Consider the following 25,293-nt stretch of genomic DNA (forward strand, 5'->3'; position numbering starts at 1 on the left):
ACTGGAAATCGGGTATAGATATGTAAAAGTTGAAAAAGCGAGGTGAACCATCATGCTCAGTCGAAACGTCTACCCACAGACGCGCCCAGGGAAATGGTCGGTCCTCTTGTTGCTCGCCGTGTTTTTACTCTTAATCATGTCTGCCCTCATCGTTCAGTCGGGTCAACCGTTCAATTTCGACACCCTATTCGACCACACACGGGCCGCAATCGTGTCGCTGTCGGCTGTCGCCGCCGCGTTCGGTGCGTTTGTCGTGGGACTTTACACGATTTTCCGTAACCATGAACGCTCGGTCGCCGTCTTCTTTACCGTCTCGCTCGGTGGACTTGTCGCCTTGTTCGTCCTTATGCAGCTGTTTCTCTAATCGAAAACGCACCTTTCCGTTAGGACAGGTGCGTTTTGGTCAGAGAAGCTCTTTGGCGAGGAGGCGATAGACGTTCAGACGACTCTCTTGCGTATGTTGGATGCTGCAAATCATCGCCTCATCAAATCCGTAATGGACCGACTCTTCTTGCAATTGCGTCGCAATCTGCTCCGGTGTCCCGACGAGATGAATCTTGCGGTTGTTGGCGATTTGAATCTTATCGATCTCAGTGAGGGGATAATCGTGCGCCGCTTCCGGGCTGAGCAGTTGACGAAGCTGTCCTTTCATCAAGAACAAGCGCGACAAATCCGACGGGCGAGCCAAATACTCGGCTTCTTCTTCCGTCTCGGCCGTCGTGACGAGATACGTGACGCTGATGTCCGGCTTCTCCATGAAAGCGGACGGCGTGAAGTGCTGACGATACGCGTCGAGCGCAGCGACACTCAGTTCCCCATTGAAAAATTGGGCGAATGAATAACCGAGTCCCATCCGCCCTGCTTGGATGGCGCTATTCCCGCTCGATCCGAGGAGCCACGCCTCAGGGAGCGTCACCCCGGTCGGAGCGGCCGGCGTGTTCTTGTACCACCGTTCTTCCGGGGACTCATCGTTGATCAGTTGCAACGTCGTTCCAAGTTTTTCATACAAACCGTCCATCATCGGTTTTTGACCTTGTGACATCGCGTAGATGGCATTAGGATCGCCACCCGGGGCCCGGCCGACCCCGAAGTCGATCCGGCCCGGCGCGAGCGCGCTGAGCGTCTTGAACACTTCGGCCATCTTGAGCGGCGAATAGTGCATCATCATGATGCCACCCGACCCAAGGCGAATCCGTTCCGTCTTCGCGGCGATATACGCTGCGACGACTTCCGGGGCCGAGCTCGCGAACGACATGCCGCCGTGGTGTTCGGCCATCCACATCCGGTAATATCCTAGTTCTTCTGCCACTTGGGCGAGTTCGACCGCGCTTTGTAACGCGTGTTCTGACGTATGTCCGGATGTCACCGGCGCTTGATCGAGTACACTTAATCTCATCTGTATCGCTCCGTTCCTAAAGTATATATGGTGAATATCTCGAATTTGTAAGACTCGCCGTCATCATACTAAAGTGAGACCGAGAATACGAGCAGTTCGCTCGTGTGACCGTTTTCTTTTTTTCAGAAAATTGCAACGAGTTGTTGCCTGCTACGTATCCCCTTCTCTATAATGAACGAGAAGAAACTATTCTTTCATAGCGATTCACTCACGCATGATGGGGACATGCACGTGATTCGCGCCAACTACTTTTTCGGGGAAAAGGGGTAAAAAAACATGAATCAGACACCAAACAAGCCTGGCCAAGATGGGACCTCATTCACGTCCAACGACTTTCTGAAATTCTTAATTCCTTCTTTGATCGGTCTCATGTTCTTCATCGTGCCCGTACCGACCGAGGACGGATTTACGATTCCGGTCGCACTCTTGTCAAATCAGTTGATCGACCTCATCGGCGGGATCGTTCCGACGCTTGCCGTCATCATGATGGGCATCTCAGTGCTTGGATCATTATGGACGTATTTGGCTAAGCCGGCGTTCATCTTAGAACGGCCACACTTCAATTCACTGTTCAACGTCACACCGTTCTGGTTCGGGATGCGGGTCGTTGGTTTTATTGCCGGGGTGATGACACTTCTCGTAATCGGACCGGAGATGATCACATCCGAATTCACTGGCGGACTCTTGCTGTATGATTTGATTCCGATTTTATTCGCGACGTTCCTATTTGCTGGGATGTTGCTCCCGCTCCTATTGAACTTCGGTCTGCTCGAATTTGTCGGGACGATGCTCATCAAAGTGATGCGCCCGCTCTTCAAACTTCCGGGCCGGGCCTCGCTCGACTCGCTCGCATCTTGGGTCGGGGACGCGACAATCGGGATTCTCTTGACGACGAAACAGTATGAAAACGGCTACTACACGAAACGAGAAGCTGCCGTCATCGCCACGACGTTCTCCGTCGTCTCGATCACATTCACCATCGTCATCTTGTCGTATATGGAGCTCGACGCTTACTTCCTGCAATATTATGGAGCGATTGTCTTATCAGGGATTGTCGCAGCGCTGATTATGCCTCGGATTTATCCGTTGTCGAAAAAGGCTGATACACCATATGAAGAAACTGAACTAAAACCGGAAGAACCGGTGCCAGCCAACGTGAAAATGCGGACGTGGGCGTTGCGTCAAGCACTGTTAAAGTCAAAATCTAGCAAAGGTGCCGTCGCCACGCTTAAAGACGGTTTCCAAAACGTGCTCGACATGTGGCTCGGCATCTTGCCGGTCGTCATGGCCGTCGGGACGATTGCGCTCGTCATTGCAGAATACACGCCGCTCTTCACGATTCTCGGTAAACCGTTCGAACCGATTTTGATGTTGCTCCAAGTTCCCGAAGCCGAAGCGGCTGCTCAGACGATGGTCGTCGGGTTCGCCGATATGTTCTTACCGGCTGTCCTCGGAAGCGGGATCGAGAGTGAGCTGACGCGATTCGTCATCGCCACTGTCTCGGTCACGCAGCTCATCTTCATGTCGGAAGTCGGGGGATTGCTCCTCGGTTCGAAACTGCCGATTTCATTCTTTGACCTCGTCCTCATTTTCTTACTCCGGACGTTTATCACGTTACCTATCATCGTCGGGATCGCCCACTTGGTCTTTTGACGACACAACGCCTCTTCTCGTAGTTTCCTGAGAAGAGGCGTTGTTTGTATACTAAAGAAAAAGGAGGTGCGTCATGGAACATCATTACGCAGGTCAGCTCGAGGTTGCGAAAAAAGGCTATGCCGGTATCGTTGACCCGGTGGCTTATGTGAACGACCGCTATCACGGCCATTGGACGATCAAAACCGAAAAGCGGATTGAAGGAGTTCCGGCGCTCCTGCAAAAAGCGTTCAACGGCGGCAAAAACAATTGTACGCTCACTTCGATGACGGCCGTCTTTCGTTATTACCGTGACCAAGGCTATGACCAAATCCCTGAGGACGTGTTCGAGATTCAACAGGATGCCCGCGAGATCGCCCTCGCCCATCAGTTCAAAGACGAGAAAGGCACACCCCCGACCCGCATCGCGACAATCGTCACGAAACTGTGGACCTACTACGGCTATGATGGACGCGGTAGCTCGCGGTATCTATGGAAATGGTCGACGTTCGAGCGCGAACTCGCGGCCGATCGTCCCTTCATCTTGAATATGGCGAACGGGTTCTATAAAAATCACTCCGTGACCGGAATCGGGTACATCATCTTCCGCAAACCCGGCTTTCCCGACGTCATCTTGCTCGAGGTGCTTGATAATAGATCCCGTGACATTCGCTACATCGATTTCAACGAGTTCAACTTTTGGGGCAGCATCACGCGCGTCCATCCGCCAAAGCTTGACGTTCAGGCAAAATAATGACGAGCGCTCGCCTCGATGGCTGCCCCGATTCGAATCAGATGGTCTCGCTTCGCATACGAACCATGGTGGAGACCGAACGCGTCTCGACCGTTCCCGAGACCGACGAACACTTCGGATGGTTTGAAATGCAGTCCGACCATCGGGACACCGAGCGTCGCATGATGACCGAGCTCGAACCGGGCACTCGGATACGTCTCGACATGCCCGTTATGTGTGAATCCTTCAAACGACGCGCAGTTTTCCTGTCCAAGGACGATCAGACGGGACGGGGCCACATAACGGATCGTCCGTTCGAGCAAATCGAGTGACATCGGGTGCTCCATCCACTGGCGTCCCGTCCGCAACCGGCCCATCTGACGCCACGTCGCATATTTGAAGAAGTCGACATGGAGCGCGGACCCGTCGTAAAACGAGCGTCCCATGCCCTCAAGCAACGCTTCCAATTTCGCTCCACCCCGTTTGCCGAACCAACTCGTCGTCGCTCGTCCGGCCTCAAAATAGGCCGCGGCGTGTTCAAGCGTCGCTTCGTGCGCCCTTTCGTCTTGAAGATAGTCATCGAGTGATTGATCACGCCAATAGAACTTTTGCGACTCCCCGCTCCTGACGGTACCGTCCCGTTCGAAAAACTCGCCGCGCGACGGGTTCGTCCCGATGGTGAGCCATTGTTTCTCCGTCGGTCGCCCGTACCATAGAACCGGGGACGCCCCATCAATTAGCTCCGCCTGAAACGACGACGTCATGAGCGCTTGTTGAAATCGTATCGCGTCTTGCAATAGCACACGTGCCTGCTCCATCATTCCACATCCTCTCTACTCGGTCGTTTCCCGCTTTCAGGCACCTCTAAAATGCGTTATAGTGAGAGGACGAAGCCAAAAAAAGGACGTGGATCTATGCGCATCAACAAATTCATCAGTGAATCCGGCAAGGCGTCCCGCCGCCAAGCCGACCGTCTCATCGAAGAGGGACGGGTCACCATCAACGGGAAGAAAGCGAAAATCGGGGACCAAGTGGACCCAGGAGACGAAGTGCTCGTCAACGGTTCGGCCGCCCGTGTCGCACGAAACAACGTCTATATCGCCGTCCATAAACCGGTTGGCATCACGAGCACGACCGAGAAGAAGGTTAAAGGCAACTTGGTCGACCTCGTCAACCACCCGCTCCGCATCTTCAATATCGGCCGTCTCGACAAAGATTCGGAAGGGCTCATCTTGATGACGAACGATGGCGATATCGTCAACGAGATCCTTCGCGCAGAGGGTGAGCACGAGAAAGAATACATCGTCTCGGTCGATAAGCCGATCACCCCGGAGTTCGTCGAACAGATGGAAGCCGGCGTGAAAATCCTCGGGCAGAAGACGTTGCCGTGTAAAGTGCACCAACTGTCGAAGTTCGATTTCAACATCACGCTGACGCAAGGACTCAACCGCCAAATCCGCCGCATGTGTGAAGCGCTCGGCTACGAGGTGTACCGTCTTCAACGCGTACGTGTCATGAACATCACACTCGGTAAGCTCCCGCCCGGACAATGGCGCGACCTGTCGAAGAAAGAGCGCGAGCAGTTGTTCCGCGAACTGAATTACGAACCGAAAGAATGGTACTGAAAAGCAGCCTGAGACATCTCAGGCTGCTTTATTCTGGTCGGAGCGATGCGACATGGTCGATCTCACGACGGATGAAACGTTTGAGTTGGGCGCTCAAATCATCGAGCTGCCCCATCGTCGTCTCGAACGAAAAGGTCGCCTTCATGTCTCCGCCATCACCTTTCATTTGTTCGATCACGGCGTTGACTCGAACGGTTCCTCGCGTATTCGCCAGTTCGAACGTCAAGGAGACATGGACGAGCGGGACATCGAGTGTCCACATCTGGGGCGACTTCCCATTGCGTGCATTGAACGCGGATAACGTGGAGACGAGCGCGTCGATGTCGGATGCAGTGATATACTCATCCACCGTGACCTCGCACCACTTCCCTTTCAGAGTCAATACGACTTCTATTTCCAACTCGTCTTCCCAAATCCGTCTCATTTTGAACTGTTCCACCGTTTCATCCCTCACTCTCTCATTTCGACTATATCATGTCGTTTCAACGAAATTCGTCAACTTTTCGCCAAAACGGGAATAGTCCTATACAGATGATTTTGTAACGAAAAGAGGTGAATCGTCATGAATGGCGCCTTGTTCCCACGCACCTCGGTCGGCAAGTGGTCGATTATCCTCATCGGCTTGTTCCTCGCCATGTACGTGCCATTCCTCCTGCTCGATAACTTCGATACGACCTTCCACTCGACGCTTTGGAGCGACAACGCTGCGAACATGCTACGGCTCAGCTACATGACCACATTCTTCGTCCTTGGGCTCGGAGCGTTCGTGACCGGATGGTGGGCCATCTTGAAACAAAAAGAGTACGCCGTGCTCGTCTTCTTCGCGGCCGTTCTCGGCTCCGGACTGTTCGTTTTATTGGTCATGGAGCTCCTCGGTATTCTCGAGTAGAAGGCAAAACAAGGAGTTCGCCACAGCGAACTCCTTGCAGATTGTAGACAAAGTCACGTTTCAGGCGAACTGAAACGTGACTTTGTCGTTTTCGGGCCTTGAGGCGCTCTGCCCGAGCCCCTTTTCAGGCGGGCTGGGCGTTCTTCCATGCCCAGCCCGCCATCTTCTTAAGATTGAGGGCAGCAAAAGTAAGCATCGCCTGCATTGAAACTTTTTCAAGTCCCCGATAACGGGTCCAACGCATGCCATGCTTCTCTTTTGCGTCCGCGAACACGCGCTCGACCGTCTGTTTACGACGGTCATAGATGTTGCGGTTCAATTCCGTGTGGCGGAGGTCTTCGACCTCGTCCATATAGGGTTGCCAGAGGTGCCGCTCGATGATCCGCTGGTGCTTCTGGCTCTTCGTGCACTGCTCGAGCAGCGGGCAGTTCACACAAACCGCAGGATTCGAGACGTACTTGCGTTTCCCCTCGCGCATCGTCGTGCTGTACGTTAATAACTCGTTGTTTGGGCAGATGTAGACGTCATGGTGCTCGTCGTAGATGAAATCCTTGGTCTTGAAGGCGCCCTTCTTACCCTTCGGGCGGGTGTATGGGAAGACCGGCAGGATCCCACGGTCAATCAGCAGCTTGGCAATGGCCGGATTTTTATAGGCGGAGTCGGCGGCGACGGCGAACGGTTGAATCAGGCGGTCGGAGACCTTGTCGAGCAGATCGGGGAACGCTACACTATCGTGCACGTTACCCGGTGTGACGATAGCACCGAGCACGAACCCATGGGCGTCGCTCGCCGCATGGACCGAGTAAGCGAACTGCTTCTCACGCTCACCCTTCACGTAATATCCACTCTCAGGGTCTGTCGTGCTGACCTTGATTTCCTTCGTCTCCTCCGCCTGATTCTTTTTTGGCCCTAAGGGCTTCTTTCCACTTTCTTCGCGGTCTCGCTCGACCTCGGCATCGAGTTGTTCTTGATAGTGCTTCACCTCTTGCCGGACGGTCTTCTTGACGAGCTTCCGCTTGTTTGCGTTCGCTTTGACGTGTGTCGAGTCGACGAATAGGACGGCACGATCGATGAACCCTGCGTCAGCAGCCTGTTCAAGGATATGATAGAAGATGTCGTCGAACAAGCTCGTGTACTGGAACCGACGCACATAGTTCTTCCCGAACGTCGAGAAATGTGGCACCTTGTCCGTGAACCCGAACCCGAGAAACCAACGGTATGCGACGTTCGTCTCGATCTCACGAATCGTCTGTCGCATGGATCGGATACCGAACAGGTACTGAAGGAAGGCCATCTTGATCAGGACGACAGGGTCGACGCTTGGCCGGCCACGGTCCTCAGAATATAAGTCCTCCACGAGCGGATAGATGAACTCAAAGTCGATCACCGCCTCGATTTTTCGGACCAGATGGTCCGCTGGCACAAGCTCGTCGAGCGTGACCATTTCCAGTTGTGTCCGATTGGTTTCCGATTCTGTTGATTTCCTGATCATCCGATTCGCCTCCATAACTGTTTCTATATCTCCCATTATAAAAAAGCGACGACGTTACGAAAAGAGGGATTGATGCGTGGGCCGACTGCGGGCACGCGAGACTTCCAGGGGATTAGCAAGCAAAGGGAGACCCAGCAGCGACAAAGTCGCGATGCGGCTCCCTGCTTGCCCCCAGAAAAGCGAGCTGTGCCCGGTCGGGCAAATAAAAAAGACTGCAGACAATGTTTTGTCTACAGTCTGCAAGGAGTTCGCCACAGCGAACTCCTTGTTTCATGTGTACTTATTTGACAACGACGTGTTTCATCTGACTCGCGCGACCTTTCGCGTCCTCGATGTGGATCGAGAGGCGCTCCCCTTTTTTAAGGGTGCGTGTCTTCGTGACGAACGTTCCCGTGAGGCCGGTCGTCCCTTTTCCGATGACTCGGCGCTTCGCGTCTCGGACGATGACCGTCATTCCCGCATCCGCGCGACCCGATACTTGCTTCGCGTTCGCACGTGGTGTCGAGACGGTCGGTTGTTTCGCACGGGCACCTTTCACGACGAGGAGACGTTCGCTCGAGACGAGCTTCCCGTTGCTATAGACGACACGGAGAATCGTGCCTTCTTTTTTGGCCCCAATGTTCAACGCGATACGAGCCTGTTTCGATGTTCCGGCCGCAAGACGTTTCTCGCCGTTATAGACCGTCACTTTCGTCCCGCTCTGCACACTAGCGGCAAACACCGTCGAATTGTCACGGACGACGCCTGGCTTGGCGTAGAGACGGAGCATCGAAGCCGCATGATGCACGTTGACCTTGCCGTAGCCGCTGATGTAATCAAAGTTGAACGGAAATTCTTTTTCCGAGTCTTCCATGAAATAGTCAAGCCCGTCTTCATAGCTCATCCCACCTATCGCATCCCCGCCAGAGAAAGCAAGCGGCTCTGCCGTACGATGGAGCAATTGACGAATCTCTTCGACTTTGAGTGCCGGACGTGTCGATAGCAGTAATCCAACGACAGCCGAGACGTGTGGCGTCACCATACTCGTGCCGTCCATATAGACGACGTTTCCGTTCGGGACGAGACTCGCGACTTTCGTGCCCGGCGCCACGACATCGACCCCATACCCGTAATTCGAGTAATCCGAGACGATGCCGAACGTGTTCGTCGCACCGACCGAAATCGTATACTTCGATGAAGCTGGGTACGACAGGCTTGAATCGCCATCATTCCCCGTTGCCGCCACGACGACGACACCGCGGTCATAAGCGTACTTCAACATGTAGCCGATCGTCCGGCTCTCGCTGCCGCCAAGGCTCATGTTGATGACTTTGGCACCGGCATCGACGGCATACTTGATCCCGAGCGCGATCTGTTCCGTATCCCCAGAACCACTCGCGTCTAGCACTTTGACCGGGAGAATCGAGACAGCAGGCATGATTCCGCGCATCGATGTCCCGTTATTTTGAATCGCACCGATGACGCCGGCCACGTGTGTCCCGTGCCCGTGATCGTCAAGCGCGCTGCCTTCCCCGTTCGGGTCGACAAAATTCTTCTCGTTGGCGATATCGACACGTCCTTTGAAATCAAGGAGGCGATAATCGACACCCGTATCAAGGACGGCGACTTTCACCGAACGGACCGGCAATTTGAGAGCCTCATACGCATCGAGTCCGATTCCGGCTTCCTGGAACGGCTGCAACACCGATTTCGGGTTGAGTGACCATTGATAGTCGTAACTCGTATCAGCCATGAACGCTTGATACGTCTGAACCGGCTCGATGAATTCGATATTCGTGTCACGCTCAAGCGTCGTCTTGGCCGTCGCCTGCGTTTTCGTGCTCGCCGACTCGACATTGACGACCGCGAAGTGGTCACCTGGGCGACCGATATCGATCTGTTCTGCCGAGACGTTCGACAACGCGTTCATCTTCCCGATCGATTTGCTCGGTGACGACTTGTATTTGACGATATAACGCGGGGCATCATCAACTTCAATCGATACCCCGAATTTACCCATCATGGCTTGAAGGTTCCAAAAATTAACTCCAAAAAATCACTTCATTTCATTATTTTAGGAAACACTCAATTTGTCTATCTCTGCTATGGTTTTTTCGAAAAGTAATATGAAAAAGGTCAGAGGAATTTCCTCTGACCTGAACAAGTGATTTTTCTTATTTGGCCGTGACACCGCCGTCGACCGGAAGTTCGATTCCGGTGATATGGTTCGCCTCGTCCGATGCGAGGAATAAGACGGCTGCCGCCACTTCACCCGCCTGACCGAGATGCGGCAAGGCAATTTGGTTCAAGAAATGCTGTTTATAATCCGGATGCTCCATATGGGGCGCACTCATCGGTGTCACGATATAACCCGGATGGACCGAGTTGACGCGAATGTTGTGTTTTCCGTAATCGACGGCCGCAGCCTTTGTGAGTGAGCGAACGGCCCCTTTTGAGGCCGTATATGCACCGGCACCCGCCATACCTGTTAATGCTGAGATTGACGAGATGTTGACGATCGAACCGCCGCCATTATGCTCCATGAGCGGGATGGCATATTGCGTCCCGAGCATGACGCCATCGATATTGATTCGATACGTCCGTGCCCAGTCGTCCTCGGTCTGTTCCAAGAACGGTTTTGCAAGCGCGATGCCCGCATTGTTGACAAGAATATCGAGCTTCCCGCACACCGATTGGACTTCATCATAAATTCTTTCCCAATCACTGCGCGAAGTGACGTCGTGCTGAAGCGCGACCGCCTCTCCTCCGTTCGCCCGGATTGTTTCGACGACACGTGTCACCGCGTCAACATTGATGTCCGTCGCGACGACGGTCGCTCCTTCGCGTGCGAACAGTCTGGCCGTCTCCTCACCCATACCACTGCCTGCCCCCGTAATGACCGCTACTTTCCCCGTTAACCGCATGATTCCAGCTCCAATCTTAAATTGTGATAGTCTAACTATCATAATAGTAGTCGATGCACATTCGATTCTCAACGAAACTGCTTCAAAGCGTTATAATGACAAGAGAATGAAGAGGTGATGACATGAGTAAACGTCAACAAAACAAAGAAGAACGGTTAAATCGGATCATCAGTCAGGCTGAAATCCTGTTTCTAAAAGACGGGTTCGAGCGCGTCCAAATGCAGGACATCGCTGACGCCGCCGAAATCGGGGTCGCGACACTGTTTCGCTATTTCCCGAAAAAAGATCAGTTGATTGTCGCCGCGGCTGTCCGCAACTTGGCGCCGACGCTCGACGCATTCAAGGAACTGACGAGCCGGTCAGGAGATGCGTACTCGCGACTCGAGGCAATCCTTGACTATTTGCTCGACCAACAAATGAAACGGACGAGTCACTCTCGCTTCCGTGAAGCGTTTGAGAGTTACGCCTCGTTCGTCCCCAGTCCTCTACCGGGCATCGACGACTACATCGGACTACAGCGCGAGATTATGGAGACGCTCGAACCGCTCATTGAGGCTGGGAAGACGGACGGCTCACTTCGAAGTGACATCGACGTGAAAACGACCGTCGTCACCGTCATCAATGCGTTCGGGACGTTCGGCAACAATATCATTTTGAAGTCTCACATCAGTTATTTAGAGGACGATATCGAACCGCACATCCAACAACGGGTGTTGCGAGAGATGCTCCTATCATATGTGCGGCCATAACGAAAGCCCCTTCGCGTGAAGGGGCTTTATTCGTGCAGTTCGAGCGGCAGACCGTCTGGGTCGAAGAAGAACGTCATCTTCTCGCCCGTGAACGTGTCAAACCGAATCGGTTCCGTCGTGACACCGTGCGTATTCAGTTCGGCGACGACCGACTCGATGTCGTCGACTTTGAAGGCGAGATGACGGAGCCCGCACGCCTCCGGGAAGCTCGGCCGTTTCGGGCTATCCGGTTTGATGAACAGCTCAAGCTCGTACGCGCCGAGCCGCAGGTCGATCTTGTGATCGCCTTTGTCCGGACGATGATGCTCGCGGATGACGTCGAAACCAAGGATATCGATGTAGAACCGCTTCGCCTCGTCATAGTTCGAGGCGATAATCGCCACGTGATGGATTGTATGTAGCTCCATAAAAATCCCCCATATACAAAAAAATGAGCACCTCTCACTAGAGGTGCTCTCGAAAAGTCTACCGCGTCGAACCACGCTCCACAACGTGCTCCCGAAGGAATGTCCGCCGTCTTACATAGACCAGCTCATCGCATGTACTCAACTATAGGCGAATCCGGCCCCCGCGTCAATCTTTTGTTTGAATCGGGTTGACATCTTCCTAAAAATTAGGATAATCAATAGTGTTAGCACTCTTATTGACAGAGTGCCAAAATCGAACAAATAAAAAGGAGAACGATCATGACAAAGAAACAGTTTCAAGCCGAATCGAAACGAATTTTAGAGTTGATGGTCCACTCAATCTATACGCATAAGGACATCTTCCTCCGTGAGCTCATCTCGAACGCGAGTGACGCCATCGACAAGATGTATTACCGGGCCTTATCGGATGAGGCGATCGACTTCAATAAGGACGACTACTTCATTAAAATCGAGCTCGATAAAGACGCCCGCACGATCACTATCCGCGACACCGGAATCGGGATGACGGACGACGAGCTCGAGTCGAACCTTGGAATCATCGCCAAGAGCGGTTCGCTCGCGATGAAGCAGGCGACGAAGATGGAAGAAGATCACAGCCTCATCGGTCAATTCGGCGTCGGCTTCTACTCGGCGTTCATGGTGGCCGACCGTGTGATTGTCCGCACCCGCTCGGTCGACAGCGAACAAGGCTACTTGTGGGAATCGGAAGGCACAGACGGCTATACGATCGAGCCAATCGACAAGACAGACGTCGGGACCGAGATCACGTTGCACGTGAAAACCGACACAGACGACGAGACGTATTCGACGTTCCTCGAAGAATACGAGATTCGGTCGCTCATCAAGAAGCACTCGGACTTCATCCGCTATCCGATCAAGCTCGACGTGACGAAACACCGTCAAAAAGACGACTCAGAAGAGTACGAGGACTATATCGAAGAAGAGACGGTCAACAGCATGGTGCCGATTTGGCGCAAACGGAAGAGCGAGCTCTCGGACGAGGACTACAAGACGTTCTATCACGAGAAACGCTACGGCTTCGACGAGCCGCTCAAACACCTTCACTTGAACGTCGACGGTTCCATCCGGTATCAGTCGATTCTCTACCTCCCATCGACGGTCCCGTTCGACTATTACACGAAAGAGTTTGAGAAAGGGCTCGAGCTATATTCGAACGGCGTCTTGATCATGGAGAAATCGCCTGACCTGCTCCCGGACTATTTCGGTTTCGTCAAAGGGATGGTCGACTCGGAAGACCTATCGCTCAACATTTCCCGGGAGATGCTGCAACAAGACCGACAGCTCCGCGTCATCGCCAAGAACGTGAAGTCGAAAATTAAAGGTATGCTCGAGAAGATGCTCCAAAACGAGCGCGAGGATTACGAGAAGTTCTTCGAGTCATTCGGCCGTCAAATCAAGTTCGGCGTCTACGACCAGTTCGGCGCTGCCAAGGACGACTTGAAAGACTTGCTCTTGTTCCACTCGTCGAACGAGAAGAAGCTCGTCACGCTCAAAGAGTACGTCGAACGCATGAAAGACGACCAGAAGTACATCTATTACGCGACGGGTGAATCGATTCACCGCATCGACCTCCTCCCTCAGGCGGAACGCTTGAAAGAAGAAGGGTTCGAGATTCTCTATTTCACTGAAGAAATCGACGAGTTCGCCATCAAGATGCTCCAGTCGTATGACGACAAAGAGTTCAAGTCGATCGCGAGCGGGGACCTCGGGCTCGATGACGAGGCGGCCAATTCGCTCAACGAGGACAACAAGGACTTGTTCGCCTTCATGAAACAAGAACTTGGCGACCGTGTTAAAGAAGTGCGCGCCTCGACACGCCTCAAGTCACATCCGGTCTGCTTGACGGTCGCTGGCGACGTCTCGATCGAGATGGAGAAGATTTTGAACACGATGCCGAACGGTGGCGGTATGAAAGCGGAGAAAGTGCTTGAAGTGAACGCCGACCACGCCATCTTCCAAACGTTACAACGCGTCTATACAGAAGATGAGGCGAAAGCGAAACAGTATACTGATTTGCTCTATCAGCAAGCGCTCCTCATCGAAGGGCTACCGATTGAAGATCCGGTCGCCTATTCGAATGCGGTGTGCGCGTTGATGGCGGAGTAATGGAAAGGCAGAGGGTGTCCTCTGTCTTTTTCATTTATTCGTATGGAGACGTGATACAATTTAACGTAGAAGAAATTCTTGGGAATGAGGTGTCATATGCTGTTCGAAAAAAATAAGTTGTATAAACGCTCTGAACTCCATGACCGTTACGGCGGGAGCCGCCAACGTGGAATTAGTACCCCAAATAAACATAAACTCATTTTTATGTTCGATAGTGGGATGGATGAAGAGTTTGGATATAAAAATGGTTGGAACGAAGATGACGGCCTCTATTACTACAGCGGAGAGGGACAAGAAGGCAATCAATCTTTCTCTTTTGGGAACAAAGCGCTCCTCAATCATGTAGAGAACGGCGAAGACGTTTATTTATTCGAATCACTCGGACGAGGGACTTACCGCTTCGTTGATCAACTCATTTTAATTGGATTCGATATTCAATTTGGAATCGATAAACATCATAACCAGCGCGAAGTCATCGTCTTTGCTTTTGAACCATTACACGTGATTCAGGAAGAAGCCCGCCAATTCTCATCGACGATGCAATATAAAACGATTGAAGAATTAGAAGAAATCGCCTCTCGTGATCCAAAACGAGCTACTGGTTTAAGTATGTCGGCGCGAAAATTACAAGTTCGCGAACAAACAGCGGCACTTCATTATTATGTGCTAGCTCGTGCCAATAATTGCTGTGAAGCCTGTGGACAACCGGCTCCTTTTGAAACAGAAGAAGGTCCCTACCTCGAACTCCACTCTCTTTATAAAGAATCAGATGACGGTTTGTCACGACCTGATCAAGTTGTAGCGGTTTGTCCTAACTGCCATGCTCGCCTTCATAAAGGTAAAGACAGAGCAGAATTTAATCAACATATCATCAATAAGATTCAACAACATTAATCTGCTTTAAGATTGAGGTTTTTTTGTTTGTAATTGATAATATGGTGATTTCATACGAGAATCGTCTTCTCATTCCATTAATAATTCTGCTTCTTCAAGTTAGCATTTACTTTTTTTACATAGGTTATTGAAAACAAAAGCATATTTATTTTGTAATCGTTTTCTTTCCTTTCATCAAGCGATTTATCCGTTTAACGTTGATCTATCAACATTTTACCAGACATGCAAACGCCTTGACATTTTTGGCGTGTTATATGAAGTTAGTATTACATTATAATTATTCTAGTAGAGACGAAAGTCCACTAGAGTAAAAAACCAAGGAGGACATATCCCATGTCATTAATCGGCAAAGAAATCTTACCTTTCAAAGCACAAGCATTCCAAACAGGTGAATTCCTCGAAGTATCAGACAACGACTTCAAAGGTCAATGGAGCGTCGTTTGCTTCTACCCAGCTGACTTCACATTCGTCTGCCCGACTGAACTTGAAGATCTTCAAAACGAATACGCGACACTTAAAAACCTCGGCGTCGAAGTCTACTCAGTATCGACTGACACACACTTCACGCACAAAGCATGGCACGAAACGTCTGAGAAAATCGGCAAAATCGAGTACATCATGATTGGTGACCCATCACACACAATCTCACGTAACTTCGACGTCTTGAACGAAGAAGATGGCCTTGCTGATCGCGGTACGTTCATCATCGATCCAGACGGCGTCATCCAAACAGTCGAAATCAACGCAGGCGGCATCGGCCGTGACGCGAGCACACTCGTTAACAAAGTCAAAGCGGCACAATACGTCCGCAACAACCCAGGCGAAGTTTGCCCGGCGAAATGGGAAGAAGGTTCTGCAACACTTCGCCCGAGCCTCGACCTCGTCGGCAAGTTGTAAGGAGCGGATTTCATGTTAGAAGCAGATATTAAACAACAGTTGGACCAATATCTCCAGCTCATGGAGGGCGATGTCGTCCTCCGTGTGAGCGCTGGAGACGACGCGGTCTCTAAAGAGATGCTCGACCTCGTGAACGAACTCGCGAGTATGTCGTCACGCATCTCGGTCGAGCACGTCACGCTCGTTCGCACACCGAGCTTCAGCGTGGACCGTCCGTCTGAAGAGACAGGGATCGTCTTCGCAGGGATCCCGCTCGGTCACGAGTTCACGTCACTCGTCCTCGCGTTGCTCCAAGTGAGCGGCCGGGCACCGAAAGTCGACGCGGATGCGATCAAACAGATTCAAAACATTCAAGGCACGTACCACTTCGAATCGTATATCAGCCTCAGCTGCCATAACTGCCCGGACGTCGTCCAGGCACTCAACGTCATGAGCGTCCTCAACCCGAACATCTCACACACGATGATCGACGGTGGCGCGTTCAAGGCAGAAGTGGAAGCGAAAGAAATCATGGCTGTCCCGACCGTCTTCTTGAACGGTGAGGCGTTCGGCAACGGACGCATGTCACTTGAAGAGATTTTGGCGAAACTCGGAACTGGTCCTAACGCTTCAGCGTTTGAAAACAAAGACCCGTATGACGTTCTTGTCATCGGTGGCGGCCCGGCCGGTGCGAGCGCAGCGGTTTACGCGGCTCGTAAAGGCATCCGGACCGGTATCGTCGCGGAACGCTTTGGTGGTCAAGTGATGGACACGATGGGGATTGAGAACTTCATCGGCACATCTTACACGGAAGGCCCGAAACTCGTCGCGAGCTTGGAAGAGCACGTGAAAGAGTACGGCATCGACGTCATGAACCTCCAGCGCGCGAAGCGCCTCGAGAAGAAAGACCTCGTCGAAGTCGAACTTGAGAACGGTGCCGTCTTGAAGAGTAAGAGTGTCATCCTGTCGACTGGTGCACGTTGGCGCAACGTCAACGTCCCAGGTGAGGCCGAGTTCAAAAACAAAGGTGTCGCCTACTGCCCGCACTGTGATGGCCCTCTCTTCGAAGGTAAGCGCGTCGCGGTCATCGGTGGCGGTAACTCTGGGATTGAAGCAGCGATCGACCTCGCTGGGATCGTCAAACACGTGACCGTGCTCGAGTTCGCTGCTGAACTCAAAGCTGACCAAGTGCTTCAAGACCGTCTCCACAGCCTCCCGAACGTGACCGTCGTCACGAACGCTCAGACGACAGAAATCACGGGTACGGACAAAGTGAACGGCATCTCGTACTTGTCGCGTGAGACGAACGAGACGCATCACGTCGAACTCGAAGGCGTCTTCGTCCAAATCGGACTCGTCCCGAACACGGACTGGCTCGACTCGGTCGAACGCAACAACTTCGGTGAAATCGTCGTCGACCGTCATGGCGCGACGAACGTCCCAGGTGTGTTCGCAGCAGGCGACTGCACGAACAGTGCCTACAAACAGATCATCATCTCGATGGGATCTGGTGCGACTGCCGCACTCGGTGCTTTCGATTATATGATTCGCAACTAATGCAAAATGCGTCCTCGAGCCGAGGACGCATTTTTTAGATTTCGAATGATTTTCCAGAGTCCGGGATAAACAACAGCTTTTGTCCCGCTTCTGTTTTAAAGACATAGGCGACATTTGAAAGGAACGGGTTCCACTCGTCCCCTTCCGTGCGCACACTTTCTGTATACGTGACGTTTCCATACACCGTAGATAGCTCTTGTTGTGCCGCAGCGACCGAGTAAGTCGGAATCGATAAGACAATCGTCGCACCGACCAAAAAGACAGCCACGAACGCAGACCACCATTTACGTTTGGGATACGTCATCTTCACTAAGATCAGTATTGAAATCATCCAACTGATTGGTACCCAAAACGTCGCTGCATTTCCATACCACGTGTCATTTACATAAAATAATGCAATCGTCACAATCAATCCAGTTATCCACCACCACTTCATCCCTATCACCTCACTTCAATTATCCCAAAAACAGGAAAATAGGCAACGCCATTTTGATTTACTCTAACCGATTCAAACGTTTTGTTTCCTCGGAAAGTGGAATAGCGGAGAAGAGAACGGATTTTGAATGAGGAGGCATTTTATGAACATCCCAACCATCAAACTACATGACGGCTACGAGATTCCCGCCATCGGTCTCGGCACCGTCTATTTACGAGGTGAACCGGGCGTCGACGCCATCACGAGCGCCATCCGCAATGGCTATCGTCTCATCGACTCGGCGATTCGCTATGACAATGAAGGTGCCGTCGGGGAAGCCGTCCGCCAATCCGGTATCCCGCGCGAGCAGCTGTTCTTGACGTCGAAGCTTCGCGCCCAATACTTCGACTACGACGATGCGCTCGAGATGATTCGTGAGTCGCTCTACCGGGCGAACCTCGACTATTGGGACTTGTTCCTACTGCACTGGCCGAACCCGAAACAAGACAAATATGTCGAGGCTTGGCGCGCCCTCATCCAAGCGAAAGAGAACGGATGGATTCGCTCCATCGGCGTTTCGAACTTTATGCCCGAGCACCTCGACCGTTTGATTGAGGAGACGGGTGAGACACCGGTCATCAACCAAATCGAGATGCACCCCTACTTCTCACAAGTCGAGCAACGAGAGGCCGACAAAGAGCGAGGCATCATCACCGAGGCATGGAGTCCGTTGAGCCGAGCTCGCACGGTCACCCATGATGAGACAATTGCCGAGCTAGCGCGACAAAAAGGCAAGACCGTGTCCCAAGTCATTCTGCGTTGGCACGTCCAGGTCGGTGTCATCCCGCTCCCGCGTTCGTCGAGCGAGTTGCACCAAAAAGAGAATCTCGACGTCTTCAACTTCGAATTGACCGAAGACGAGATGGCGACGCTCAACGCACTGACGAAGCCGGACGGACGCATCGATAATCAAGACCCGAGAGAGTACGAGGAATACTAAAAAAGATTGAGCCGCCTGGGCTCAATCTTTTTTCATTAAAACGCCGGAATCGCCGTTTCTTCGTAATTCTCTTCCAAGAACGCACGGACTTCGTCACTTGTGAGTGCTTCGCCGAGTTTCTGGATGGCTTCTTCATCTTTATTGTCTTCACGGGCCACGAGCGTGATGGCGAAGTCGTTCTCGACACCTTCCGTCAAGAGGGCATCGCTCTTCGGCGTCAAGCCGAGTGGCGCCGCATAGGCCGGCGTCATGAGGACCGCATCGACGTCGTCATACGCACGCGCGAGCATGAGCAAATCGACTTCCTCGAACTTGAGGTTCTTCGGGTTTTCCGTGATATCGGCTTGCGTGTAATACGAACCATTTTTCTCACCGAGCTCGATCACATCGTGTTGGGCGAGCAATGAGAGCGAGCGGTCGATGTTCGACACGTCATTGGCGATGGCGATCGTCGCGCCTTCCGGGATATCATCCATGTTGTCATACTCTTTCGAGTAAACACCGTAGTTGGCGAAGTAAATCGGTTCGATCGGAACGAGGTTGGCGTCATTGCTGCGGTTGAACTCTTCCATGTACGGGACGTGTTGGAAGAAGTTCGCGTCGACTTCTTTCGCTTCGAGCGCCGTGTTCGGTTGGACGTTGTCACCGAGGACGACGATTTCGAGCTCGATGTTGTCTTCTGCGAGTTGCTCTTTCGCGATTTCAAGCATATCCGTCATCGGCGGGATGAGCGATGCGACTTTGAGCGTCTGCGGCTCGTTTGACGGGGCTTCCGTCGTATTCGTTTCGGTATCGTTCCCGCATGCCGCGAGGACGAGTGTGAGTGAGGCGAAGAGCGCCATTAATTTTTTCATAAATTTTCCTTCTTTCTGTGTTTGATTAGCGTTTGTCGATGAGTCGGGCCACCGTCGTACCGGTGAACTGGATCATCTGGACGAAGACGAGCATGATCAAAATCATGTACATCATCAGCTCCGTCTTAAACTGTTGATAGCCGTAGCGGATGGCAAAGTCACCGATGCCACCGCCCCCGACCACCCCCATGATGGTCGAGTACGAGATGAAGCTGATGATCGACGTCGTCAGCCCGAGGACGAGACCGGAACGGGCCTCGACGTATAGGAACTTGAAGATGACGTCTTTGATGGACGCCCCCATCGACACGGCCGCCTCGACGACGCCGCGCGGTACGTCAAGCAGTGACTGCTCGACGAGTCGCGAGTAATGGGCGATGGCGATGATGGCGAGCGGCACGGTTGCCGCCGCCGTCCCAATGGCCGTTCCGATGATGAGCCGCGTAAATGGAATCAAAAACACGACGAGTAATAGGAACGGGAACGAGCGGACGATATTGACGATCAAGTTGAGCACGGAGAAGACGGCCCGATTTTCGAGCAACTGCCCTTTTCGTGACAAGTAGAGCCACGTCCCGAGCGGCAAACCAAGGAGGACGGCCGCGAGAATCGAAACGCCGACCATGATGAACGTCTCCCCGATCGAACGCCAAATCTCGGTCTGATATTGCAGAAGCACCTCAGGCATGTGGTTCACCCGCCTTCTTCAGTTGATTGACGAACCAGGACGGATTGTCGTCGATGTCTGCGACCCCGCTCGGAATGACATCAATCGTCTCATACACCGAACCGTCCGTCATGACGGTCACGCGGTCGCACACTTGTTTGATGACGTCCATCTCATGCGTCACGATGACGATGGTGACGCCGAGCCGCTCGTTAATCGACTTCAACACGCCGAGCACTTCGGCCGTCGTGTTCGGGTCGAGCGACGACGTCGGCTCATCACATAACAAGACGTGCGGTTCGTTCGCGAGCGCGCGGGCGATGGCGACGCGTTGCTTTTGACCACCGCTGAGCTGCGCCGGGTATTTGTCTTTGAACGACTCGAGCCCGACGAAACGCAAGCACTCGAGCACCCGGGCCTCATGCGTCGAGCGCGGTCGGCCGGCCAGTTTCAGCGAGGCGGCCACGTTGTCATAGACGCTCTTGTTCGCGACAAGATTAAACTGTTGGAAAATCATACCGATGACGTGCCGGTTCTCGCGCAACTGTCGACTCGACAGGCTCGTCAACTCGTCGCCATCGACGGTGACTTTTCCTGTATCCGGTGTCTCGAGCAGATTCATCAAGCGCAGCAACGTCGACTTGCCGGCCCCGCTCGCGCCGATGATGCCGTAGACCTCGCCCCGCTCGATCTGAAGCGAGACGTCACGGACCGCTGCGTCGCGGCCGAACTGTTTGCTGACATTCGTTAACGTGATCATAGACGGTTCCTTTCTCTCATGGGAAAACTGGGTCAACCTCGTACCCCATTTTAGCGAACTAAAGCAAACTTGTCAGGTGAGGTGCTTCACAAAAAAAGAACCGCACGCGGCGGTTCATTTTAGCGGATGTTGTTTGAAATGGTCGGCGATATGACGTCGCATCGATTCGCGGTTCTCGGCAAAGATGCGATGCCGGTGGCCGTTCCCCCCTGATGGATGGGGAAATCCGCTCACGACGCGCTCCGGCGCGATGATGCCCTTATCGACGAGCGTCTCGACGGCCCGACGGACGTTGATACCCATCGGCAAGATGAGGGCATCCTCGAGGACACTCATCTCGTCGGCGAAGCTGCCTTCGACATATGAGCGGAACAAGTCCGTTTTCAACATATCCGGGCTCGACCCGTTATAGTTCTTCCCTTTATAAAAGACGGGATACGGCAACACCGCCGTGTTCTGCACGAGATGGTTCGACTTGTCGAACAAGTCGAGCGTCGTCGGAATCTCGAGGTGGTGATGCAACTCCAAATCGTCGAGCATCGTCACCAAGTTCTTGCGGATCGGCCCCGAGAAGCTGCCCCGCTGTTTGACGGCTAGGAGCGCCTCGTCGTCAGGTGCGTCCGCCAAATCACGGATCGCCTCGAACGATTGCCGCATTTGATACAGTCCCGGCGTGATCCCAGCGATGACGACTTTGGCGTTCGGGTTGATGTATTCGAACGGCGCGTAATAAATCGTCAGTTGCTTGTTCGGGTCCTCCTCGAGTAAGAACGGTTCACTCTTCAGTGTCGTCTCTTCCAAATCGGGTAAATCGAGAATATGTTGTTTATAGCGTTGAAACAAATCGGTGCGTGTCGGCATGCAAGTCCCTCCTCTGTTTTTCTGTTCCCTAAATCGGTAAATCTTATCGGAGCTTCACGAACTCGTTTCGCGCATTGACTCGGCACATCCGCTTTTGTATAGTTAGGAACGACAAAAACGAATAGGAGTGACCAATTTGACTCCAACAGAATCGACAACACGACTCCTCGATCTCCTCAGCGAGCGTCACGACCAAATCCGTCGCATCAGCGAACTGGCTTGGAACGAGCAACACGATATCTACATCTCTAACTCCGAATGGTACGTGCTCGCCCGGATTTATCAAACGAAACCGACCATTGCTGAAGTGACGCGCAACGTCCACATCTCCCGTCAAGCGATCCATAAGCTCATCAAGAACTTGAAAGCGAAAGAACTCGTCACGGTGACCGATCACCCGACGAGTCGAAAAGACAAATGTATCGAGCTGACCGAGCTCGGCGTCCGTTGCTACGAACAGAACGAGACACTGAAAGCCGAACTCGAACAAAAAATAGCCGATTCACTCGGTGACGACGCGTTCCGACAACTGAAAATGTTGTTGAAAACCGACTGGAATCTGTGATCTCTCCTAACGATTGGGAGGGATTTTTTTGTGTCATATCTCACCCCAAATGTCAACCGAGTTGACATTTCGTGTCATGAACTACTATACTTGATGAAAGGAAGAGGTGATCGATTTGTTCAAAACTGGTGATTTAATCATCTATTCGACCCACGGAGTTTGCCGCATTGACGACATTTCCGACATGACGGTCGCGGGTGAGACGAAGTCGTACTACACGCTCCATCCCATCAACAACGCACAGAAGTTGCAAATCAGTATCCCCGTCGATAGTGACAAAGTGATGATGTTGACGCTCCTTGAAGCGAAAGAAGCAAAAGAGATCCTCGAATCGTTCCGCTCGCCGGGTGTCGAATGGAATCCCCATCCGAACAACCGCAATCGCGAATTCTTGAACGTCGTGCACTCGGGTAACCGTCACGAGATCGCTCAAGTCATCAACACGCTTGCTCGCCGCCAAAGCGAAGCTCTCTTGTTGAACAAAAAGTTATATGAACAGGACCGTAAGATTCTAGAGAACGCTAAAACGATCCTCGTGAAAGAACTTTCGCTCGCGCTTGAATTATCGGAAGAAATCATCGATCAACAAATTGCTACTTATTTGAGCGAAGAACCTGTCGCCACTACTTGATTGGCCCCTTCCGTGCGAAGAGGTCTTTTTTTTATGCGAAAAATCAAAAAGAAAAAGCGAGAATATTTTCATATCCTCGCTTGCACTCGCTCAATTGTGGACGACGCCTTTCTCTTTCAAGCCGAGCGCCATCGCTGTCGATTCGTGAATCGTCTTAAACAGTTCCGGGTGATCGGAGAGCGAGACGCCATAAGACGGCACCATCTCTTTGATTTTCCGTTCCCATTCCGGCATCCGGTTCGGGAAACACTGTTCGAGCACTTTTAACATGACGTGTACTGCCGTCGACGCTCCTGGTGACGCACCGAGAAGTGCTGCGACCGATCCGTCTTCCGCACTGACGACTTCCGTTCCGAACTGAAGCGTCCCTTTGCCGTCCGGTGTGTCTTTGATGACTTGGACCCGTTGTCCGGCGACGACGATTTCCCAATCCTCGTTCTTCGCGGTCGGAATGAATTCACGGAGCTCGTCCATTCGTTTGTCATGCGACAAGAGCACCTGCTCAATCAAATATTTCGTGAGCGGCATCTCTTTCGCCCCGGCCGCGAGCATCGTCACGACGTTGTACGGTTTGACCGATTGGATGAGGTCGAGGTTCGAGCCTGTCTTCAAGAACTTCGGCGTAAAGCCGGCGAACGGTCCGAACAACAACTCTTTGCGCCCTTCGATGAAGCGCGTGTCGAGGTGCGGCACCGACATCGGCGGTGCGCCGACTTTCGCTTTGCCGTATACTTTCGCGTTGTGTTGTTCGATGACGTCACGGTTCTTACAGACGAGGAACAGACCGCTCACCGGGAATCCGCCGATATGCTTCGATTCCGGGATGCCTGTCTTCTGAAGGAGTGGCAGGCTACCGCCACCGCCGCCGATAAACAGGAACGGCGCCGTGTGCGTCTCGATTGTGTTCGCCTGAATATCCTTTACCTTCACTTCCCACAGCCCGTTCGCCAACCGTTTGACGTCCTCGACGCTATGCTGGTAATTGACCTCAACACCTTGGTCGGTCAAATGATCAAACAGCATCCGCGTGAGCGCGCCGAAGTTGACGTCGGTACCTGAGTCGATTTTCGTCGCCGCGATCGGCTCATCGACGGAACGACCTTCCATGACGATCGGCATCCAGTCACGGAGCTGTTCCGGGTCATCTGATAAGACCATGCCTTCAAACAACGGATTATTTGTTAGCGCTTCCAAACGTTTCTTCAGGAAGCGGACATCGGTCTCGCCTTGGACCATACTCATATGTGGAATCGAACGGATGAACGCTTCCGGGTTTTGAATCAAGCCTTTGTTGACGAGATGCGCCCAAAACTGACGTGAGATTTGGAACTGCTCATTGACGTTGATCGCTTTCGAGATATCGAGCGTGCCATCCGGCTTCTCGGTCGTATAGTTCAACTCACAGAGCGCGGCATGTCCCGTCCCGGCGTTGTTCCATTCATTCGAACTCTCTTCCCCTGCACTTTCGAGCTTCTCAAACACTTTGACTTCCCACTCTGGTACGAGCTCTTTAAAGAGCGACCCGAGCGTCGCACTCATGATGCCTGCACCAATCAAAATGACGTCTGTTCTCTTTTGAACACTGCTCATGAAAACCCCATCCTTCTCCCCTGGATTTGTGTATGAGACGATTCGGTAAATCCCCATTCGCCGACTCGCCCCGTTTATAATTGTTATATTGATTATAACGCTTTTGTGATGTTTGATAAGGGTTAAGTACGGAAAACTTTTAGAGATTCTAACGAAGTTATCTCGCGGGAACTAGAGATGTTATGATGAATACAATCAATACTTAAGAGAATGAGGTAGCTATAATGAAAAAGAAAGTAAAAGTAGTTGCAGCAGTGATTGAAAATGAAAATCAAGAAATTCTCTGTGCCCTTCGCTCAACAAATATGTTGATTCCAAATATGTGGGAGTTTCCTGGTGGAAAAGTTGAAGACGGTGAAAATTTACAAGAAGCACTTGAACGTGAGATTTCTGAAGAGTTGGATTGTGAAATCACTGCGCACGAAGTGATTAATGAACATGTACATGAATATGAGACGTTCATCATTCAATTGATTTCATTACGCGCCGAGTTGAAATCTGGGACACCTGTTGCGACAGAACACGATGCATTGATTTGGTTAAAACGCGATAACTTACATTCCCTCGTGTGGGCCCCAGCAGATATTCCTGCTGTCAACGATATCATCAATCAAACGACAAAAGCCGAGAACGTGTAACCATCACGTCT

27 protein-coding genes are annotated in these 25,293 nt (G+C 52.3%); 14 read left to right on the forward strand and 13 right to left on the reverse strand.

Going from position 1 to position 25,293, the window contains the following annotated elements; all coding sequences use genetic code 11:
• Positions 1-52: 52 nt before the first annotated feature.
• The gene (locus NMQ00_RS15385) at positions 53-364 is read left to right on the forward strand and encodes a hypothetical protein (RefSeq protein WP_255177384.1); all 312 of its coding nucleotides are present in this window, start codon (positions 53-55) and stop codon (positions 362-364) included.
• A gap of 39 nt (positions 365-403) precedes the next feature.
• Here the strand turns inward: NMQ00_RS15385 and NMQ00_RS15390 are convergent, their stop codons facing one another.
• Complete coding sequence (locus tag NMQ00_RS15390) at positions 404-1,396, reverse strand: LLM class flavin-dependent oxidoreductase (RefSeq protein ID WP_255177385.1); 993 nt, start codon at positions 1,394-1,396, stop codon at positions 404-406.
• Between the two features lie 276 nt (positions 1,397-1,672).
• On the opposite strand from NMQ00_RS15390, the gene NMQ00_RS15395 reads away from it, so the two are divergent.
• Positions 1,673-3,049 carry a YjiH family protein gene (locus NMQ00_RS15395; RefSeq protein ID WP_255177386.1) on the forward strand — a complete coding sequence of 459 codons (1,377 nt, stop codon included), beginning with the start codon at positions 1,673-1,675 and terminating at the stop codon, positions 3,047-3,049.
• A gap of 73 nt (positions 3,050-3,122) precedes the next feature.
• Complete coding sequence (locus NMQ00_RS15400; RefSeq protein WP_255177387.1) at positions 3,123-3,782, forward strand: C39 family peptidase; 660 nt, start codon at positions 3,123-3,125, stop codon at positions 3,780-3,782.
• On the opposite strand, the gene NMQ00_RS15405 is transcribed toward NMQ00_RS15400, so the two are convergent.
• A complete protein-coding gene (locus NMQ00_RS15405; protein WP_255177388.1) occupies positions 3,770-4,579 on the reverse strand; it encodes a hypothetical protein in 810 nt (269 codons plus the stop codon). The two genes, NMQ00_RS15400 and NMQ00_RS15405, sit on opposite strands and share 13 nt — an antisense overlap.
• Before the next feature lie 96 nt (positions 4,580-4,675).
• On the opposite strand from NMQ00_RS15405, the gene rluF reads away from it, so the two are divergent.
• Positions 4,676-5,386 (forward strand): 23S rRNA pseudouridine(2604) synthase RluF, encoded by a 711-nt coding sequence (gene rluF, locus NMQ00_RS15410; protein WP_255177389.1) that lies wholly within the window; start codon positions 4,676-4,678, stop codon positions 5,384-5,386.
• 28 nt (positions 5,387-5,414) lie between these two features.
• Here the strand turns inward: rluF and NMQ00_RS15415 are convergent, their stop codons facing one another.
• Positions 5,415-5,825: a hypothetical protein gene (locus NMQ00_RS15415; RefSeq protein ID WP_255177390.1), complete on the reverse strand. Its 411-nt coding sequence runs from the start codon at positions 5,823-5,825 to the stop codon at positions 5,415-5,417.
• Positions 5,826-5,948: 123 nt separating this feature from the next.
• Between NMQ00_RS15415 and NMQ00_RS15420 the strand changes: the two genes are divergently transcribed.
• On the forward strand, positions 5,949-6,275 hold the full coding sequence (locus NMQ00_RS15420) for a hypothetical protein (protein WP_034780432.1): 327 nt from the start codon (positions 5,949-5,951) through the stop codon (positions 6,273-6,275).
• A 124-nt stretch (positions 6,276-6,399) separates the two neighbouring features.
• Here NMQ00_RS15420 and NMQ00_RS15425 read toward each other — a convergent pair whose 3' ends face one another.
• From NMQ00_RS15425 to NMQ00_RS15435, 3 genes are all read right to left on the reverse strand, one after another.
• Positions 6,400-7,767, reverse strand: coding sequence for an IS1182 family transposase (locus NMQ00_RS15425; RefSeq protein WP_214794160.1), 1,368 nt, complete (start codon positions 7,765-7,767; stop codon positions 6,400-6,402).
• Between the two features lie 280 nt (positions 7,768-8,047).
• On the reverse strand, positions 8,048-9,766 hold the full coding sequence (locus NMQ00_RS15430) for a S8 family peptidase (RefSeq protein ID WP_255177391.1): 1,719 nt from the start codon (positions 9,764-9,766) through the stop codon (positions 8,048-8,050).
• A 154-nt stretch (positions 9,767-9,920) separates the two neighbouring features.
• On the reverse strand, positions 9,921-10,670 hold the full coding sequence (locus tag NMQ00_RS15435; RefSeq protein WP_255177392.1) for an SDR family NAD(P)-dependent oxidoreductase: 750 nt from the start codon (positions 10,668-10,670) through the stop codon (positions 9,921-9,923).
• A gap of 122 nt (positions 10,671-10,792) precedes the next feature.
• Between NMQ00_RS15435 and NMQ00_RS15440 the strand changes: the two genes are divergently transcribed.
• Positions 10,793-11,419 carry a TetR/AcrR family transcriptional regulator gene (locus NMQ00_RS15440; protein WP_255177393.1) on the forward strand — a complete coding sequence of 209 codons (627 nt, stop codon included), beginning with the start codon at positions 10,793-10,795 and terminating at the stop codon, positions 11,417-11,419.
• A 26-nt stretch (positions 11,420-11,445) separates the two neighbouring features.
• Here NMQ00_RS15440 and gloA2 read toward each other — a convergent pair whose 3' ends face one another.
• Complete coding sequence (gloA2, locus tag NMQ00_RS15445; RefSeq protein ID WP_255177394.1) at positions 11,446-11,826, reverse strand: SMU1112c/YaeR family gloxylase I-like metalloprotein; 381 nt, start codon at positions 11,824-11,826, stop codon at positions 11,446-11,448.
• 279 nt (positions 11,827-12,105) lie between these two features.
• Between gloA2 and htpG the strand changes: the two genes are divergently transcribed.
• From htpG to ahpF, 4 genes are all read left to right on the forward strand, one after another.
• Positions 12,106-13,974: a molecular chaperone HtpG gene (htpG, locus tag NMQ00_RS15450; protein WP_255177395.1), complete on the forward strand. Its 1,869-nt coding sequence runs from the start codon at positions 12,106-12,108 to the stop codon at positions 13,972-13,974.
• A gap of 96 nt (positions 13,975-14,070) precedes the next feature.
• Positions 14,071-14,868, forward strand: a complete 798-nt coding sequence (locus tag NMQ00_RS15455) for an SRA domain-containing endonuclease (RefSeq protein WP_255177396.1) — start codon at positions 14,071-14,073, stop codon at positions 14,866-14,868.
• A gap of 333 nt (positions 14,869-15,201) precedes the next feature.
• On the forward strand, positions 15,202-15,765 hold the full coding sequence (gene ahpC, locus NMQ00_RS15460; RefSeq protein ID WP_021067918.1) for an alkyl hydroperoxide reductase subunit C: 564 nt from the start codon (positions 15,202-15,204) through the stop codon (positions 15,763-15,765).
• 12 nt (positions 15,766-15,777) lie between these two features.
• The gene (gene ahpF, locus NMQ00_RS15465) at positions 15,778-17,301 is read left to right on the forward strand and encodes an alkyl hydroperoxide reductase subunit F (RefSeq protein ID WP_255177397.1); all 1,524 of its coding nucleotides are present in this window, start codon (positions 15,778-15,780) and stop codon (positions 17,299-17,301) included.
• Positions 17,302-17,335: 34 nt separating this feature from the next.
• Here the strand turns inward: ahpF and NMQ00_RS15470 are convergent, their stop codons facing one another.
• Complete coding sequence (locus NMQ00_RS15470; protein ID WP_255177398.1) at positions 17,336-17,737, reverse strand: hypothetical protein; 402 nt, start codon at positions 17,735-17,737, stop codon at positions 17,336-17,338.
• Between the two features lie 142 nt (positions 17,738-17,879).
• On the opposite strand from NMQ00_RS15470, the gene NMQ00_RS15475 reads away from it, so the two are divergent.
• On the forward strand, positions 17,880-18,716 hold the full coding sequence (locus tag NMQ00_RS15475; RefSeq protein ID WP_255177399.1) for an aldo/keto reductase: 837 nt from the start codon (positions 17,880-17,882) through the stop codon (positions 18,714-18,716).
• Between the two features lie 35 nt (positions 18,717-18,751).
• On the opposite strand, the gene NMQ00_RS15480 is transcribed toward NMQ00_RS15475, so the two are convergent.
• The 4 genes from NMQ00_RS15480 to NMQ00_RS15495 form a co-directional block, all read right to left on the reverse strand.
• Positions 18,752-19,570, reverse strand: coding sequence for a MetQ/NlpA family ABC transporter substrate-binding protein (locus NMQ00_RS15480; protein WP_255177400.1), 819 nt, complete (start codon positions 19,568-19,570; stop codon positions 18,752-18,754).
• 25 nt (positions 19,571-19,595) lie between these two features.
• A complete protein-coding gene (locus NMQ00_RS15485) occupies positions 19,596-20,258 on the reverse strand; it encodes a methionine ABC transporter permease (RefSeq protein ID WP_214836522.1) in 663 nt (220 codons plus the stop codon).
• Positions 20,251-20,997 (reverse strand): methionine ABC transporter ATP-binding protein, encoded by a 747-nt coding sequence (locus tag NMQ00_RS15490; protein WP_255177401.1) that lies wholly within the window; start codon positions 20,995-20,997, stop codon positions 20,251-20,253. Before NMQ00_RS15490 ends, NMQ00_RS15485 begins: the two co-directional genes overlap by 8 nt.
• A 114-nt stretch (positions 20,998-21,111) precedes the next feature.
• Entirely contained in the window at positions 21,112-21,858 is a 747-nt protein-coding gene (locus NMQ00_RS15495; protein WP_255177402.1) for a hypothetical protein, read from the reverse strand.
• 136 nt (positions 21,859-21,994) lie between these two features.
• On the opposite strand from NMQ00_RS15495, the gene NMQ00_RS15500 reads away from it, so the two are divergent.
• Both NMQ00_RS15500 and NMQ00_RS15505 read left to right on the forward strand, forming a co-directional pair.
• A complete protein-coding gene (locus tag NMQ00_RS15500; RefSeq protein WP_255177403.1) occupies positions 21,995-22,423 on the forward strand; it encodes a MarR family winged helix-turn-helix transcriptional regulator in 429 nt (142 codons plus the stop codon).
• Positions 22,424-22,529: 106 nt separating this feature from the next.
• Positions 22,530-23,054, forward strand: a complete 525-nt coding sequence (locus NMQ00_RS15505) for a CarD family transcriptional regulator (RefSeq protein ID WP_255177404.1) — start codon at positions 22,530-22,532, stop codon at positions 23,052-23,054.
• Between the two features lie 90 nt (positions 23,055-23,144).
• Here NMQ00_RS15505 and mqo read toward each other — a convergent pair whose 3' ends face one another.
• Positions 23,145-24,644 (reverse strand): malate dehydrogenase (quinone), encoded by a 1,500-nt coding sequence (gene mqo / locus NMQ00_RS15510; protein WP_255177405.1) that lies wholly within the window; start codon positions 24,642-24,644, stop codon positions 23,145-23,147.
• A 224-nt stretch (positions 24,645-24,868) separates the two neighbouring features.
• Between mqo and NMQ00_RS15515 the strand changes: the two genes are divergently transcribed.
• Positions 24,869-25,282, forward strand: coding sequence for a (deoxy)nucleoside triphosphate pyrophosphohydrolase (locus NMQ00_RS15515; RefSeq protein ID WP_255177406.1), 414 nt, complete (start codon positions 24,869-24,871; stop codon positions 25,280-25,282).
• Positions 25,283-25,293 lie beyond the last annotated feature (11 nt).

It is taken from the genome of Exiguobacterium aurantiacum, from assembly GCF_024362205.1.
In the GTDB taxonomy this organism is placed as follows: domain Bacteria; phylum Bacillota; class Bacilli; order Exiguobacteriales; family Exiguobacteriaceae; genus Exiguobacterium; species Exiguobacterium aurantiacum_B.

Bases quoted from the DNA above. Each gene is read 5' to 3' on its own strand.
- NMQ00_RS15385 (WP_255177384.1), top strand. From the start codon at position 53: ATGCTCAGTCGAAACGTCTACCCACAGACGCGCCCAGGGAAATGGTCG.
- NMQ00_RS15390 (WP_255177385.1), bottom strand. From the start codon at position 1,396: ATGAGATTAAGTGTACTCGATCAAGCGCCGGTGACATCCGGACATACG.
- NMQ00_RS15395 (WP_255177386.1), top strand. From the start codon at position 1,673: ATGAATCAGACACCAAACAAGCCTGGCCAAGATGGGACCTCATTCACG.
- NMQ00_RS15400 (WP_255177387.1), top strand. From the start codon at position 3,123: ATGGAACATCATTACGCAGGTCAGCTCGAGGTTGCGAAAAAAGGCTAT.
- NMQ00_RS15405 (WP_255177388.1), bottom strand. From the start codon at position 4,579: ATGGAGCAGGCACGTGTGCTATTGCAAGACGCGATACGATTTCAACAA.
- rluF (WP_255177389.1), top strand. From the start codon at position 4,676: ATGCGCATCAACAAATTCATCAGTGAATCCGGCAAGGCGTCCCGCCGC.
- NMQ00_RS15420 (WP_034780432.1), top strand. From the start codon at position 5,949: ATGAATGGCGCCTTGTTCCCACGCACCTCGGTCGGCAAGTGGTCGATT.
- NMQ00_RS15425 (WP_214794160.1), bottom strand. From the start codon at position 7,767: ATGATCAGGAAATCAACAGAATCGGAAACCAATCGGACACAACTGGAA.
- NMQ00_RS15430 (WP_255177391.1), bottom strand. From the start codon at position 9,766: ATGGGTAAATTCGGGGTATCGATTGAAGTTGATGATGCCCCGCGTTAT.
- NMQ00_RS15435 (WP_255177392.1), bottom strand. From the start codon at position 10,670: ATGCGGTTAACGGGGAAAGTAGCGGTCATTACGGGGGCAGGCAGTGGT.
- NMQ00_RS15440 (WP_255177393.1), top strand. From the start codon at position 10,793: ATGAGTAAACGTCAACAAAACAAAGAAGAACGGTTAAATCGGATCATC.
- gloA2 (WP_255177394.1), bottom strand. From the start codon at position 11,826: ATGGAGCTACATACAATCCATCACGTGGCGATTATCGCCTCGAACTAT.
- htpG (WP_255177395.1), top strand. From the start codon at position 12,106: ATGACAAAGAAACAGTTTCAAGCCGAATCGAAACGAATTTTAGAGTTG.
- NMQ00_RS15455 (WP_255177396.1), top strand. From the start codon at position 14,071: ATGCTGTTCGAAAAAAATAAGTTGTATAAACGCTCTGAACTCCATGAC.
- ahpC (WP_021067918.1), top strand. From the start codon at position 15,202: ATGTCATTAATCGGCAAAGAAATCTTACCTTTCAAAGCACAAGCATTC.
- ahpF (WP_255177397.1), top strand. From the start codon at position 15,778: ATGTTAGAAGCAGATATTAAACAACAGTTGGACCAATATCTCCAGCTC.
- NMQ00_RS15470 (WP_255177398.1), bottom strand. From the start codon at position 17,737: ATGAAGTGGTGGTGGATAACTGGATTGATTGTGACGATTGCATTATTT.
- NMQ00_RS15475 (WP_255177399.1), top strand. From the start codon at position 17,880: ATGAACATCCCAACCATCAAACTACATGACGGCTACGAGATTCCCGCC.
- NMQ00_RS15480 (WP_255177400.1), bottom strand. From the start codon at position 19,570: ATGAAAAAATTAATGGCGCTCTTCGCCTCACTCACACTCGTCCTCGCG.
- NMQ00_RS15485 (WP_214836522.1), bottom strand. From the start codon at position 20,258: ATGCCTGAGGTGCTTCTGCAATATCAGACCGAGATTTGGCGTTCGATC.
- NMQ00_RS15490 (WP_255177401.1), bottom strand. From the start codon at position 20,997: ATGATCACGTTAACGAATGTCAGCAAACAGTTCGGCCGCGACGCAGCG.
- NMQ00_RS15495 (WP_255177402.1), bottom strand. From the start codon at position 21,858: ATGCCGACACGCACCGATTTGTTTCAACGCTATAAACAACATATTCTC.
- mqo (WP_255177405.1), bottom strand. From the start codon at position 24,644: ATGAGCAGTGTTCAAAAGAGAACAGACGTCATTTTGATTGGTGCAGGC.
- NMQ00_RS15515 (WP_255177406.1), top strand. From the start codon at position 24,869: ATGAAAAAGAAAGTAAAAGTAGTTGCAGCAGTGATTGAAAATGAAAAT.